This is a genomic window from Mesorhizobium sp. WSM3859 (assembly GCF_002295065.1).
Taxonomy (GTDB): domain Bacteria; phylum Pseudomonadota; class Alphaproteobacteria; order Rhizobiales; family Rhizobiaceae; genus Mesorhizobium.
The window spans coordinates 153,123-166,696 of the sequence record NZ_NSGG01000015.1 but is presented as its reverse complement, the minus strand read 5'-3'; the positions used below and the strand labels follow the sequence as shown (position 1 = coordinate 166,696).

Here is a 13,574-nt window from a genome sequence, read left to right as displayed (position 1 = left end):
GAAATTTACCCATTCGCGTTCATTCTGAACCGAAAAGATGATGTCTTTGCTCTCGCCGCAATGCTAGGCGCGCCCGCGGCGTATTGCGTGATAACTGCTATAGTCGTGTCGGAGCGAGTGCATCGGACAGGACACCTGAATGCCAGTCCCCTCGCGGTGATATAGGGCCTCAAGAATGGCACTTTGTCCCGTCATGCTCGCTGAGACATCGCAAACGGACACCCTAGCCGGGCCGGTCCTTGTTGCGTAACCTGTGATCGCGCGATCGCGCACAAACCTATTTCGGCCTGAACGAGATCATAAGCCTTCCGGCGGGAAACAGGCCCGCATCCCCGAAACCGGAGATGTGGCAGGTGATCAGCGGCGGCAAGCGTCGGCGGAGATCGGAAGACCCGAAACCGAGTATTTCGATGCAGCCCGGCTTCAGGTCTGGATGAAGATGTCAGCAGCGGCGATGAGCGATTTCAGGATGGCGCGGTGCGCCTCCGATCTCAGCGCACACAAGCAGACACTTAGCGACGTCGTTCGCTTGCCTCCTCCAATCTAAGGAAAAGTATTGGCAAAGCTCGGCCCCTTCAACTTGCACGATGCAGCGTGTGAGGCGTCCGGCTGAGTATTTCCGCGCCTCGCTCTGTCACCATGACGTGCTCGCTGGTTCCAATCAGGTAACCGCTTTCTCCGCGCAGGATGATTGGCATATGCAAGGTCATGTTGGGCTCAAGTATGTCCAACGCACCGGGCTCAAGGCTGATGTTACCGCGCTCCCCCCAGTTGATCCCGGTTTGGTAACCGACCCGATGATTCAGAAACTCAGGATGTCCGTGTCGCTTGAGCACCTCTCGCCCGGCGGCATCAACTTCACCGGCGGTCGCACCAGGCTTGATCGCAGCAATAACGGCCTCCAGAACTTCAACCGAGAGATCGTGCAGGAACTCAGTCTCCGCGTGTCGACCAAGGACGGCGCTCCGGACCAGCCCGCAGGCGTAACCGTGTTTTATGCCAGCAAGCTCCATAAAGGCTGGTTCGTTGTTTCTGATCGGATGCTGCTTCGGACTGCCATGCGAAAGCTTCGTCCGCTCACCAAACAGCAGAGTCGTGGAACTCGCCCGTAGCACACCCCCGGCCTTTTCAACTTCTCGGTCAATGTTCGCAGCCACTTCCGCTTCCGTAATTCCGTCCCGCAGGGAATGCTGGAATGTTCGAACGGCCATGTCAGTCATTTCCATTGCGAATCGCATGGCTTCGAGTTCCATCTCCGTCTTTACAGCTGCCACCGTCGCGACCAGACGAGTCGCGTCAGCAAATTTCATATCCGGAAGTTGCGCCTGAAGTGCACTAACGTCCGCTGGCGCAAGATCCCAGCAGCCGAGCTCAAGCCCAATTCTGCGCCCCCTCAAGCCGAAACGCCGAACAGCAGCGGCGCATACCGGGGCAAAATCGAACTGCTCCCGATATGTAACTATTTCCTCGACGCAGCTTTCTAGTCGGACGCTGCCCAACTCATACTCTCGCACGACGAAGGTCGGTTCTCGTCCCGGTACGAGGATCAATGGGAACGGCATGAAATATGCGCCGCGCCCGTTATATCCGCCAAGATATTGAAGATGACCGTGAGCGGTTACCAAGAGGGCGTCGAGGTTGGCTCTTTCCATAGCCTCGAACACTCTCTGTTGACGGCGTTCATACTCAGTTCTAGGGAATGGAAGGCCTATGGTTGGAACTGCCGACGACGTAGTGGTCATAGATCACCTCATTCATGAATTGTTGCTTAGACGGCGGGCATCCCGCAACTCGAGATTCGGCGACAACCAGGATGAGCGCTCTTCAGGCCATTGGCTGTTGACCCTCCGTATGGCAGTTTGAGCGCAAAACGGCATTAGCTTTTCGGCGTGTCTGATTTCAAACTTGCAGTGAAGGTACCAGTATCAGCGATCCGCGGTCGCAAAGATTTTGTAAATTTTATCTGAAGCAGCTGTTACTACTATTGACTCTCGGGGTGTGGCACGAAGCCCCTGGACCAACTTCCGAGATTAAGAGAGCACGTCAATTCTGAGACGTCGGGCTGGCGACGACGTTCATTTTGCGGCGAATCGCGCCAGGGTTCTCGACAATGCAAACGGAGTGCTCTTTCATGAATAGGCGAGTAACGCCGCGCCGCCGTTCAGCATCCGGTTTTCTCGCTTGTCTTCTCGAACCCAACACGTTCGTTACCCACTCGGGCCAGAAGACAGGCAAAGTCAGGCATCGCCATACATGCGAGACGGAAGCGGCAAACGGGTCCCAGGCGAGCATATGCTGCTAGGCAATTCGCTCGCGCCAAAGATGGCGTTGGCCGCCGACCACTGGGCCGGCATGAGGCACAGATTTCACCCGGCAACTTTCGTGCGCCACCAGAGAATGCGTCACTATCTGTAACTAATTGGATATACAACTGTCCGGTTGTCGCGTCCGCGACACAGTGGTGTTCGACCTGAGTTCCTGCCGCACTTTCATGTAAGCCGTTGATCAGTGTGCGGAAAATTCCTTCCGAGACTCCATCAGCGGCGTGGCACGACTTTTGAAGCTATCTCGTCGCGAGACAGCAGCTGCTGACCGCTATCATCTCGGGGTGATATCGCGATCAATGGAGCGAAGGAAGAAAAGCCATATGTCAGGTCCGAATTCTAACGGAAAGGAACATTGTCGAATCCGAAAGCCCGATAGGCCTGATCGGCATTGACACTCGTTATCGCTCAGCATCGGCCAAGGCCGACCGTGGACTCAAACATGGGGTTCGACAAGCAGTGCTTCCCTGTGTTCTTTCGCGTGGACTCAGGAGCCCGGCCCGAGCTGGATGGAGGAATATCAGAGCGGCCCGCTTCGAAGCTGCGCAATCTCACGGCAATTTTGTCTTCATTCATCACTTCTTCATTCCGACAGAGAACCTGCAATCTGCGCTTATGGGCAGCACAATCCTGTCGGGGGGTTCGATATTTGGATTGGCTCCGCTTTACTGTTCCATCCGGCATGGACCTCGAAGTGCTTGGTCTGTTGTTCAAAGCGGTAGTCGAGATGTAGCAGGCCCCGGTTTCCGTCAGCCTACCTGTGTTCACCAGGCCAAATCGCTAGACAAACGCAACTCAACTAGGAAGAGGGAGCGATGTCTTCCAAACTGTCAGTCTCAATCATTGGTGCCGGAAATTGCGGATGCTCTTTCGCGGCGGATTTGGCCCATCGTGGGGCCGACGTCCTCCTCTACGGACACCCCAATCACCGCCGCAATATCAACGCGATCCGGCGAACCGGCAACCTTACCGCTCGTATGAAAATTGAAGGCCAATTCTATCCGACCATAACCACCGAGATGGCCAATGCGGTACAATTTTCGCATGTTCTGGTGATTGCCGTTCCATCATACGGGCACGACGTAATTGTCAACGAACTGAAAGACTTCGATCTGAGCAGTCACATAGTTGTCGTAATCAACGCCAATTTCTTCGCGTTAGCCTGCTCAAAAAAGCTGAACGCCCTGGCTATCCTTGAAACCAACTCGTCACCATATTCGTCTCGGGTCCAGGACGGTGAAGTCTTGATCAAGGGTATCAAGAATAGCTTGCCAATAGCCGCTTTCCCGAACAGTCTAAATGAGAGGCAGTGGTCCCAAATCGCGAAGATATTTCCTGCGCCGCTCCAGTGGTCCCATAACGTCTTCGATATTGGAATGCAGTCCAATAATGGAGTTATCCACCCGATCACCGCCATATTAAACACTGGGTGGATCGAAAGCACAAGAGGAGACTTCTACTTTTATCGCGACGGAATTTCACCTTCAGTCGGGCACGTCATCGAAGCGGTAGACAGTGAACGCCTGAAGATTGCCGAGGCCCTCGGTTTCCGACCGCAGACGGTTCTGCAGGAAATGGTGGGCTTCTACGGTGGCGCTTTCGACAAATTCTCGGACTTTGCCTTCCACACGAAAGTTCACAATGCGACCAAGATAGCGCCCGCCCACATGCAAGACAGATATGTGGCCGAGGACATACCTTATGTTTTGGTCCCTTGGTGCGAACTCGGCATCAAAGCCGGCATAGACGCTCGGACCATGAGGGCATTAGTGGAGATCGCGTCAGTCATTAATGGCGTCGACTATTTTGAAACGGGCCGAAATCTCAGGAGTCTTGGCTTGGATCACATGTCAAAAACCGAATTCTTGAGGTTTGTCGACAGCGCTACTTGCCGCCCGCCATGGTCGTCGAATGCCGAAAAGCAGTCGGGCTTATAGGACGAAATATAGTTAGGCCAAGGGCAGGAGGTCATCGATCTGGCTGTTGGGGTGGCCGATCCTGGAGAGGACATCGGCGAGATTCCCAAGCGGCTCAACGCCGTTGAGCTTGCAGGTTATGCCGACCGCCGAACTATGCCGAGTGCCTCTTCCGATCATGGCGGTATGACGCGCTTTGCCCGCCATTTCGACCAAGAACCGGTCGTTCACACTCGGCATAGTTCCTCATGCTCAAAGGGCGTTCAGGAACGCAAGAAGCCGGTCGTTTGGTCGAAATCGTTCGGCCTTTGCGCGTTCGATGGCTTCAGCTTGGCAAGTGCGGATTCCTTCAGCTCAAGATGTGCGTGAAGATAGGTCAGCGTTCTTTCCATCGCCTCACGGCCCAGCCATAGGCGATGACCGAACAATCGACGCCCGCCTGCAGCAGCAGTGTTCGCGAGCCTTGGCAACATATTTGTTCAGCAGCGCCTGCACGCCGTCGGCGCTCAGCCTGCCGCCGTGCATGTTCGGAAAGAGAGCCCTTGCCCCCCGCTTTCTAGGCTCGTCGAGCCAGCCCCGAAGGGCTTGCTGTGCAACCTTGGTGAGCGGCGTACTTCGCTCCTTGCGGCCCTTACCAACGCATCGCGCGTGGGCACCGTGCCCGAGCATCACCGAGTCTCGGTCGAGGTCGATGATCTCCGCAACTCCGTTTGCGCGGCCAGCAACAGCAGAGTGTGATCACGGCGTCCCAACCATGTGCTGCGATCCGGACAGGCCAGGATTGCTTCAATCTCGGGCCTGGTGAGAAACTGAAGCTGTCGCTTGTCGCATCGCTTACTCGGATCGCGAGCACGCGTTGAATCTGGGCGCTATGGGCCGGTCTCCTCGAACGACGCATATCTGAAGAAAGACCGAATGGGAGTGAGGCGGAGATTCCGGGTCCTTACTGAAGCGGATCGCAGTGTCTCGAGGTCCTCCGGGAATGCGCCGATGAAAGGCGCGTCCAAATCCCGCAGTGTCAACTGCGACGGAGACCTGCCAAGGCGTGTCTGCGCGAATCAACAGGAGCCGGAAGGTGTCGCGATAGGAGGCGATTGTGTCGGAGCTTACGCCTCGATATCGCATGAGCCGATCGGTGAACCACCGCTCGATCAGCACGGCCAGACCTTTCGAGGCACTCATGAGCGACTCCCTCCGCTCATCCAGCAGTCGCGCGGCACGGGTCATTAGCTCCGGCGCGACGGATAGATACCAGTAAGTGTCGCGAACATTGGCGGGGCCAAGAAAGGTCGAGAGGACCGGCAGTTCCCGCTCGACATTTCGCTCACACGATACCAGTTGGTCAGGGCTTGGACGGCGGAACGGTGACGAAGATCGTGAATCCGCGGACCATTGCGCTGCCCCCGCTGCGGCAGATCGATCTGTCGCGACAGCTGCCAGAACACCCGGTGCACGTATTGGTGCAGCAATCTGCCGCCCTGCTGGGCGACAAAGAAATAGGGGTTACGAGGCGCGACGAGATGCGCGTCGCCTCGCGCGGCATAGTCCGGCGACCGTCGTGGCATGGAGCGGGACCAGCCGCGACTTGCCGAACTTTGTCTCCCGAATGGTGAGGATACCTTGGTCGAGATCGACGTCGTTTCGGCGCAGGTCGAGCGCTTCGGAATGGCGTAGCCCGGCGACCGTATCAATCCGAACCGGCAATGACATCTCCAGCGACGCAGGGCGTTGGCCGGCGGCAGCGACAGTGCCGCCGCCAGAAGCGCCGTGATCTCAGCATAGGTATAGATGTAGGGCTTGCACGCCGCGCCGGCGGCACAGCGTCTTGAGGTGGCACTTCCGTCATGGCGTCGAAATGAGCGAGGTGCTGAGCGAAGCAGCGCACAGCGGTCAGGCGGATGGACCAACTCGGTTGTCGGCCGATCAACGTCACCCAGTTCATCGCCAGCGCCGTGGTGACGGTCCCGCGCCGCGAGCCTCCATAAAGGGGACGAAATCCGACAACCGTCGAGCGGGGCCATGATACCTGTATCCCAATCCCTGGCGCCTGCCCACATAGCGCTTGAGCGTTGTTCGAAGACGGCTCATTGGACACCTCCCGGCCAGGGCAGGCTCAGTCGCGCCGCTTCTCGATGTCGAGCTTGGCATAGATCCTGGTGCTGTCGAGCTCCGGAACGAAGCAACTGGTCGATCTCGGCAAAGCTGGCCCCCGACCGCAGCAGGTCGGTCGCAACGCGGAAGAGGTGCGTGCCGTGGTGCGCATAGTCTGAGCGCGGCAACCTCGCTGGCGCGCAAGCCCAGCTTGGCCAGCGCCATCAAAACCGCATAGTCGCGAAGCCCCTTTGCGGTGGTCCGATCGCAGGCATCGAGAACACCTGAACCTTCTGTGGTGGCAGGAAGGTTGGTAGGCCAGCAAGCCGCCAGCGACGGATCGACGGCACACAATCGGCCAAGGCCACCGAAATGAAGCCCTTCAGATGCAAATAGCGCAGGAAGGCGCGCACCACCCCCGCACATCGCCTTGCCGCTGTCGGCGGAGCCATCGAGAGCATGTCGCTCGACATATCGAATAACCGATGACGATCTCCGGGATGAGCGCTTGCAAACCCATCTGCGCCGGACAGACCTCCTGCAGAAATGGCGTGAGAGCAGCTTGTGGCTTTCCACCGTCAAGGCGGCGAGCCCTCTCTCATTCGTGAGGTAAGCCGCGAACACATCAACAATCTGCTTGTACTCCGTGCGCTCAATCGGAAGGGCGGTTGGTATCAAACCTTCTTGCCGTAGCGGCAAGCAAGCGCCGAAGCGCCGATCAGTCGCCCGAATCGATGCTCCAGTGTTTGGAATGGTGCTCCAGAAACCGCTCAACATGAACTTCGCTCAGATCCCGGAGATTGTGCCCGTTACGACATGCCAGTCTCTCAGCTCACGAAACAGGCTTAGCGATCGCCAGGTGCATTGCCGACCGAAGCCAACGCGTGCAAACTCGGCATATGGCCCGTGGATCAGCTTCCGATAAGCGTGCTGCGTTGCAGATAGTCACTTGCGTTCATGTGTCCTCTCCTTCGCGTCAATTGCGACAGAGAGAGCCTAAGCTATGCCGATCCACCTAACGTTACGTTGAGGAAAGTGTTGGTAAAAACTTGCTCACCCGGCATAGTTCGGCAGTCGGCATAAACCGCCAAGATGAACAATGCCGATCCGCATGCCTGGCTCACCCAACCCTCGAGCGCATCGCCGATGGCTGGCCAAACAGCGACATCAGGCGCTCATGCCTTGGAACTACCAGCGCTAAACGGCATCAGCTACGCGGCGCTTACGCAAGAGCCGTCGACCTGCAGGATTCTGCCCAAGCCTGTGAGATACGCGATCGGACGCTCGGCCTTCCGGTCCCCGCGGATAGACATAAGCGACGCTTGGCGGGTCACCGCCATTCCATGGTCGGTCATCGCGGGCACAGGCCCCGAGTTTGGTCGGTCTTCATCTTGCCGAGGCGGGGATCGAGTACCGGCGCGGTCAGCAAAGAGCTACGGCGAAGCCTTCAGCTTGCTAAGCAGCCGCTCATTCACCGGACGCAGATGCCAAACGACGCGACCGACCCAGTCGGCGAGCGTCGAGCGATCACGATAGATGCCTTGCCGGGCATAGAACTGCGTCTGTCGATAGAGCGGAAGGTGATCCGCATTTTTTGAGACCAGCACCTGGGCGACGGCTTTCTCGGTTGGAAAACCAGCCTCAATTAGCCGTGCGGGCGCCGGAGCCTGAACGACCGCTCGCTCACATCCCCGCCGATCCGATGCAAGTCATTGGGGCGGCACGGCAGACATAGTCCCTCGATGTCGACGACCATTTCGTGCGTGGCAGGTGGGATGGCAACGCACCACGGTTCGCCCGGCGCTTGGCGACACAGCGGCTGACGTTCGCTAGAAGCGGTCTGTGCCTGCTCTTCGTCACCCAGCCTCGATGATGCGGTCTCGGCCGCTCCGCGCCGGACGCCGGACTAAGAAATGAAATCTGCACCACCTCCCCGCCTCGATCTGGCATATGAGTTAGCGGAGGAATGATCGGCAAGCAGCTTCAGCAATTGTTGGAATGCCGCCGGCTCGAGATAGCAGGCCGCGCCAGGCGGGGCGTAACTGTTGGAGTATCTGAAACCGCAGACGCGCCGGATCGTTCGTCGATCTCGGCGACGATCCCGACCTTACCGTCGAAGTGATCTTGCAGCCGATCGAGCTTCGACCTCGATCCTAGGAACACGATCATTAGGTATCTATCCGGAACCATTTTTTCTTCCTCAGCTCGAGAGGTAAGGGGGCAGGGATTATCTCTGTTCAACGGTCGGAAATGGTGAGATCTTCCAATCGATTAAGCCGACGGCACGCTGGAGGATCGCCTCGGTCTGAGGACGGCTGGGTGAAACGGCGATGACCTCTCCCATAGAGTCTCGATAGTCGCCTTTCCGGACGATCGGCGTCTGGCGTTTAACGTGCAATTTGACCTCGGCGACACCTGGTACGGCAGCCGCCCAACTGTCGCCATTGATCCAATCGAGGATACCATCGCGATCAGGAAGTAGGGATCGCCAGGCCACAATATGCGAATGCCTTCTCCGCAAATCCCATTCGTCGCCGATGACAAGCTTGATGTGCTCGGTGACAAGATCGACACCGTAAGCCAGCTGCACCATTCGAGAACCGCCAGGAAGGCGTGGATTGACTTCAATAACGACTGGCCCACGTTTGGTCCACCGGAATTCAATGTTTGTTGGGCCCCAGCCAAGGCCGAGAGCTCGCAAGCAGCTCAGCGAAACATCGGCCATACGCTCATGCTCATCATCAGTTAGCAGGGCTGGAAAGGTGGATTCACGATAAACGAAATGCGGTGGGCGGCCGAACTTATTGGCGACAATCCCAATGACCTCATTTCCCATTATATAAGCGACATAATGCGGACCTTCCGCGAATTCTTCGACCAGTATCCTTGGCGAAGACCGCCATATGTGCTTCCCACCCAACAAATAGGTTGTATGTTCGGCCAACTCGCCGACATTACGGCACAACCTCACACCGAGGCTGCCGCTCCCTAGGACTGGCTTAAGAATCACCGGCAGGCCGATTTCCGCAGCACAGCTTTCTACTTCCATCGCATCCGCTGCCACCCTATAGGCAGGCATTTGCACGCCAGCGTCCGCGAGCAGTTGACGTTGAGTGAATTTGTCGCAGCATTGTTCAATCGATGCGGGATGTGGTCCTGGCAAATGGAAGAATTGGCAGAGCTTGCCAACTGTCGCATACACCGACTCGTCCTCGCCCGCAAAGCCAGTGATGCCCGCAATGCCATAGGTCGCGTGCAGCCGGGAACATTCCTGGATCAGCGCATCGATATGGTCGGTTTCGACCCGGATTGCCTCAAGCCTATGACTCGCAAGGTAGTGGTACTGAGTTGGATCAGCCGACAGGGTAATTGGATGAAGACCAAGACGCTGTGCCGCTTGGACGTATCGCAGACCGTTACCCCTATGACCTTCAACCAGGATGAGCGCTCTTCTTGTCATTGGACCCTCCGTTGCGTGCTGTACGACGGTCTGAGGCGCATATCAGCATCAGCTTTTTATCCGCGCCTCAACTCAGACCTTGTGTGAACCTACCAGAGCCGACGATTTGCGGTCGTGAAGATTCTGTAAATCTATTTTAATGCTTGGTTAATCGGCTGGACGACTTTGCCGTTGTTCTTTAAAACAGGCCGCCTGTCAGTCACGCAAGTAGGACGGGGGACGTTAGTTTGGAAAGTTATTTCCAATATGTTTCGCTAATTGACCAATGGCTGGATGGGTTTAGTTGGATGCCGTTGAGGGAGAGCCTCCTCCAATGTAGCGGTAAGCGCTTTACCCGCTATTTTGACCGAGAACCGTTCGTTGACACTCGGTATAGTTCTCGCGTGACAAGGGCGCTCAGGAGAAGTCGTTCAGCTTTTGGTCGTTCCTATTGCTTCAGCTTGACCGGCACCTTCACAGGCCATCATCAACGGTCATAAGCAGAGCCAGATTGACGAAATCTCCTGCAGTGGAACTTCACCTCCTGACCATGGGCAAAATGGCTAAGCGATAAGGCGACTCACCATCACGACATCATCGATCTCCCTGCCTTCATGAAGAAGACCGCCAGGAATTCTGCCGACCTCACGGAAGCCTTCCCGAAGATAAAAACGTAAGGCTGCTGGATTCTCTGCACTGACAGACAGTTCCAACTGCAAAATGCCGATTCCACGCGCAAAGTCCACAATCGTGTTCAGAAAATACCCGGCAAGCCCCGTTCCCCGCAGGTTCTTGCGCATATAAACCATACTAATCGTGGCGCGATGAACCATTTTGCTCTCGCGTTGTCGATGCAGACCGATTATGCCCACGGGTTCGTCATCCCGAAACGCGACAAAAACTGAATCCGTCAGGCGTTGCTGCCACTCTTCAATGGAAAGAGTGGCCCAGTCTTCATAGCTGCTCGCATAGCAGGATGGTTCCAAACGAAGCGCTTCCAGACGAACGCGGCGAAATGCATCGACATCGTCTGCTTGAATATGCCTGATTGTCAAACAGCTTCCATCCATCGCGACCGTCCTGCGACTTGCAGCTAATCTCAATAAGCGTCAGCCAACCAATGAAGTCAGCAATCATCTCAGATCGTGAATTCGCAACACAGCATACGTTTAGTTGTCATAGCTGCTCGCATAGAGTTGGAACGACTTCCTTCCAGACGAACGCGTCGAAACGGATCGACTTCGTCTGGTTCAAAACGCCTGATTCTCATATAACTTCCATCCATAGCAACCCTTGCGAGATGCAGCTAATCTGCGCATTTGGCGGAATGTGGGCGGCGATTTCACGCGATCTCGGGCACGTGTTTCACGCGATCGTGGGCAGCCATTTCGCAGTCGCGGGCACGGCTGGTCCACGATTGCATGGAGTCAGGCCTGGGGGTTTGGTAAAGTGGTTTCGTGATTGCCCCGCGCCGCCGCAGGCTTTCACCTGAGAGGGTGAGGCGGTCGGCATTGTGGACGAGCCGGTCGAGGATGGCATCGGCGAGGGGCGGGTCGCCGATGGTTTCGTGCCAGTGATCGACGGGCAACTGGCTGGTGACAATAGTCGAACCGCGTGCATAGCGATCCTCGAGGGCTTCCAGCAGGTCGCGTCTTTCCGTGGTGGTCAGGACCGACAGCCCCAGTCCTCCAGGATCAGCACCTCCACGCGGGCGATGGCCTTGAGTATGCGGGCGTGCCGCCCGTCGCCCCTGGCCATGGCGAGCGCCTTGAACAGGCGCGGCATGCGAGGGTAGGCGGCGGCGCGGCCATCGCGGCAGGCCTTGTGGCCGAGCGCAGGCGATCCAGCTTTTGCCGAGGCCGGTCGAGCCGGTTATGAGCAGGTTCTCGTGGCGCTGGATCCAGCTGCCGTCGATCAGATGGGCCATAATGGCGCGGTCAATGCCGCGCGCGGTGCGCAAATCGAGATGCTCGACGCAGGCCGACTGCCGGAGGGCTGCGGACTTCAGCCGAGCGATCCGGCAGTTGGCGTCGCGGTCCGCGGCTTCACGGTCAACCAGGAGGCCGAGCCGGTCTTCGAAGCCGAGCGGCTCGAAGGTGGTCTGGGCCTGACGCCGTTCATCCAGCGCCTTGGCCATGCCGGTCAGGCCGAGCGTCATCAGTTGCTCGGAGGTGGGGTGACTCCGCAAGGGTCAGTCTCCTTTTTATGATAGTAACCTTGGCCAAGGATATTGGCTTGTTGCAGAGGGCGCTTCTCGGGGACCTCGTCCAGGAAGGCCGTCGAGATCGGTCCGAAGGATCGAGCGGATCGAAGCGACGGAGCGCGCGCGGATCGACAGCCCCGCCGGCAGGCGGCATCGAGGTGCGCCACATCATAGCTCCTGGTCAGGGCCAGAACACCAAGGCAGGTGCGGAAGCCTTGCTCCGGGTGAGGACGATCAGCCATCACCGCCTCGCAGAAGGACATGACGGACGGGCCGAGTCTTGCTGCTGTCGCCAGTACCCGGGCCGGGGTCCATTCGGCATGGCGGCGATGCGCGGAGGGCATGCGCGGGCAGCGTCACATGGCTGCGCCTGCCAGGGCAGCGGGGATGGGTGGCCACCCGGCGGCCGCTATGGAATATCTCGACGATGGCCCCCCAGACCCGGGCATCCTGCCGGATCAGACTGAAGGGGACGGAATACCACGAACTGTCCACCTCGACGTGGTAATCAGGCGCGACGCGGCAGCGCTTCCAGCGCGCAAACACATAGGGGTCTCCAGGCAGCGGTTGCATATACGGCCGATCCAGCGTGCCGAAGAGATCAGCGCGGCTGGCGCCGGAGCCGCGCATGACGCGCATGTTCAACTCGTCCAGCAGCCGCCGGATCGCCGCCTTCAGTTCGGTCAGGGAGAAGAACTGGCGATTGCGCAGCCGGGCGCGGATCCAACGCTGAGCCACCTGGACCGCGACCTTGACCTTGGCTTTATCCTTGGGCCGACGTGGTCGGGTGCGTAGGATCGCCGTTCCGTAATGCGCCGCCATCTCGGCATAGGTGCGGTTCAGCCCGGGATCGAAGCGGTCGGCCTTGAGCACCGCCGCCTTGAGGCTGTCAGGGACCACCACCTTCGGCACGCCGCCGAAGAAGGCGAACATGCGGACATGGGCGCCGATCCAGTCCTCCAGCCCCTCGGTGGCGATGGCCTCGGCATATGTGTGGTTCGAGGCCCCCATCGCCCCAACGAACAGCTTCATCGCCCGCGCCTCGCCGCTCACCGGGTCGATCTGGCCGATCGCGTCGCCGGCGAAGTCGACGAAGACCTTCTCGCCACCCACATGCATCTGCCGCATCGTCGGGCGAACGCGGCCCTTCCGGGCATCGAAGTGGGGGCAGAACCAGGCATAGGCAAAGCCGTTTGGATGGACCGCCCGGTATTCTTCCCACAACAGCATCCAGGTCACCCGGGGGCCCCGCAGTTCTCGATCGATCATTGCCCAATCCGGGATCGGGCGATCCGGATCCGGCACCGTCGGCGACGCCGGAAGCAGAGGGAGTTCCAGGCCGTCGTCATCAAGACCGCCCAGCAAGGGCCAGCCCAGTCCGGCCTGCCGCGCCCGCAGGACAAAGGCGCCGACGTTTCCCTTGCCAGACCGAGTGACGCGGCAAACGCCCGCTCGCTCAGCCCTTGGCCAAATTTCAGTCGCAAAACAACCCGTATTCGGCGCTGGCAAGTCGTTCCGTCGGCATTTCGCCCCTCCCCTCATTTAAGAAGGGATGCTATCGTTAGTCTGCCGACCAGACCCGCCTACTATCCCGCAAAAAT

General features: G+C 58.2%; 8 protein-coding genes and 4 pseudogenes. 1 reads left to right on the top strand and 11 read right to left on the bottom strand.

The genetic code is table 11. The features are described from left to right. Positions 1–277 precede the first annotated feature (277 nt). Together CK230_RS33745 and CK230_RS26445 are read right to left on the bottom strand one after the other, a co-directional pair. The gene (locus CK230_RS33745) at positions 278–406 is read right to left on the bottom strand and encodes a CoA transferase (protein ID WP_245430071.1); all 129 of its coding nucleotides are present in this window, start codon (positions 404–406) and stop codon (positions 278–280) included. 169 nt (positions 407–575) lie between these two features. After that, complete coding sequence (locus CK230_RS26445; protein ID WP_095819948.1) at positions 576–1,742, bottom strand: Xaa-Pro peptidase family protein; 1,167 nt, start codon at positions 1,740–1,742, stop codon at positions 576–578. 1,397 nt (positions 1,743–3,139) lie between these two features. On the opposite strand from CK230_RS26445, the gene CK230_RS26440 reads away from it, so the two are divergent. After that, the gene (locus CK230_RS26440) at positions 3,140–4,261 is read left to right on the top strand and encodes an NAD/NADP-dependent octopine/nopaline dehydrogenase family protein (protein ID WP_095796047.1); all 1,122 of its coding nucleotides are present in this window, start codon (positions 3,140–3,142) and stop codon (positions 4,259–4,261) included. A gap of 12 nt (positions 4,262–4,273) precedes the next feature. On the opposite strand, the pseudogene CK230_RS32695 reads toward CK230_RS26440, so the two are convergent. From CK230_RS32695 to istA, 9 genes and pseudogenes are all read right to left on the bottom strand, one after another. After that, a pseudogene (locus CK230_RS32695) lies at positions 4,274–4,378 on the bottom strand (transposase domain-containing protein); the annotation flags it as partial. A 258-nt stretch (positions 4,379–4,636) separates the two neighbouring features. After that, positions 4,637–4,909 (bottom strand): hypothetical protein, encoded by a 273-nt coding sequence (locus CK230_RS33740; protein ID WP_245330178.1) that lies wholly within the window; start codon positions 4,907–4,909, stop codon positions 4,637–4,639. Positions 4,910–5,743: 834 nt separating this feature from the next. Continuing rightward, entirely contained in the window at positions 5,744–5,950 is a 207-nt protein-coding gene (locus CK230_RS33735; protein WP_245330179.1) for a tyrosine-type recombinase/integrase, read from the bottom strand. Positions 5,951–6,555: 605 nt separating this feature from the next. Continuing rightward, entirely contained in the window at positions 6,556–6,804 is a 249-nt protein-coding gene (locus CK230_RS33730; RefSeq protein ID WP_245330180.1) for a hypothetical protein, read from the bottom strand. A 759-nt stretch (positions 6,805–7,563) separates the two neighbouring features. Continuing rightward, positions 7,564–8,143, bottom strand: a pseudogene (locus CK230_RS26415) (transposase); the annotation flags it as partial. A gap of 415 nt (positions 8,144–8,558) precedes the next feature. Further along, positions 8,559–9,791, bottom strand: coding sequence for an acetyl-CoA carboxylase biotin carboxylase subunit family protein (locus CK230_RS26410; protein WP_095796049.1), 1,233 nt, complete (start codon positions 9,789–9,791; stop codon positions 8,559–8,561). A 542-nt stretch (positions 9,792–10,333) separates the two neighbouring features. Next, positions 10,334–10,840, bottom strand: a complete 507-nt coding sequence (locus CK230_RS26405; protein WP_095796050.1) for a GNAT family N-acetyltransferase — start codon at positions 10,838–10,840, stop codon at positions 10,334–10,336. Between the two features lie 272 nt (positions 10,841–11,112). After that, positions 11,113–11,958: pseudogene (istB, locus tag CK230_RS26400) on the bottom strand (IS21-like element helper ATPase IstB). Beyond that, positions 11,928–13,498, bottom strand: a pseudogene (gene istA, locus CK230_RS26395) (IS21 family transposase). Before istA ends, istB begins: the two co-directional pseudogenes overlap by 31 nt. Between the last annotated feature and the right edge of the window lie 76 nt (positions 13,499–13,574).

Excerpts from the sequence above, each read along its gene's own strand:
- CK230_RS26410 (WP_095796049.1), bottom strand. The coding sequence starts at position 9,791 with ATGACAAGAAGAGCGCTCATCCTGGTTGAAGGTCATAGGGGTAACGGT.
- CK230_RS26440 (WP_095796047.1), top strand. The coding sequence starts at position 3,140 with ATGTCTTCCAAACTGTCAGTCTCAATCATTGGTGCCGGAAATTGCGGA.
- CK230_RS33730 (WP_245330180.1), bottom strand. The coding sequence starts at position 6,804 with ATGTCGAGCGACATGCTCTCGATGGCTCCGCCGACAGCGGCAAGGCGA.
- CK230_RS33735 (WP_245330179.1), bottom strand. The coding sequence starts at position 5,950 with ATGTCATTGCCGGTTCGGATTGATACGGTCGCCGGGCTACGCCATTCC.
- CK230_RS26405 (WP_095796050.1), bottom strand. The coding sequence starts at position 10,840 with ATGGATGGAAGCTGTTTGACAATCAGGCATATTCAAGCAGACGATGTC.
- CK230_RS26445 (WP_095819948.1), bottom strand. The coding sequence starts at position 1,742 with ATGACCACTACGTCGTCGGCAGTTCCAACCATAGGCCTTCCATTCCCT.
- CK230_RS33740 (WP_245330178.1), bottom strand. The coding sequence starts at position 4,909 with ATGCTCGGGCACGGTGCCCACGCGCGATGCGTTGGTAAGGGCCGCAAG.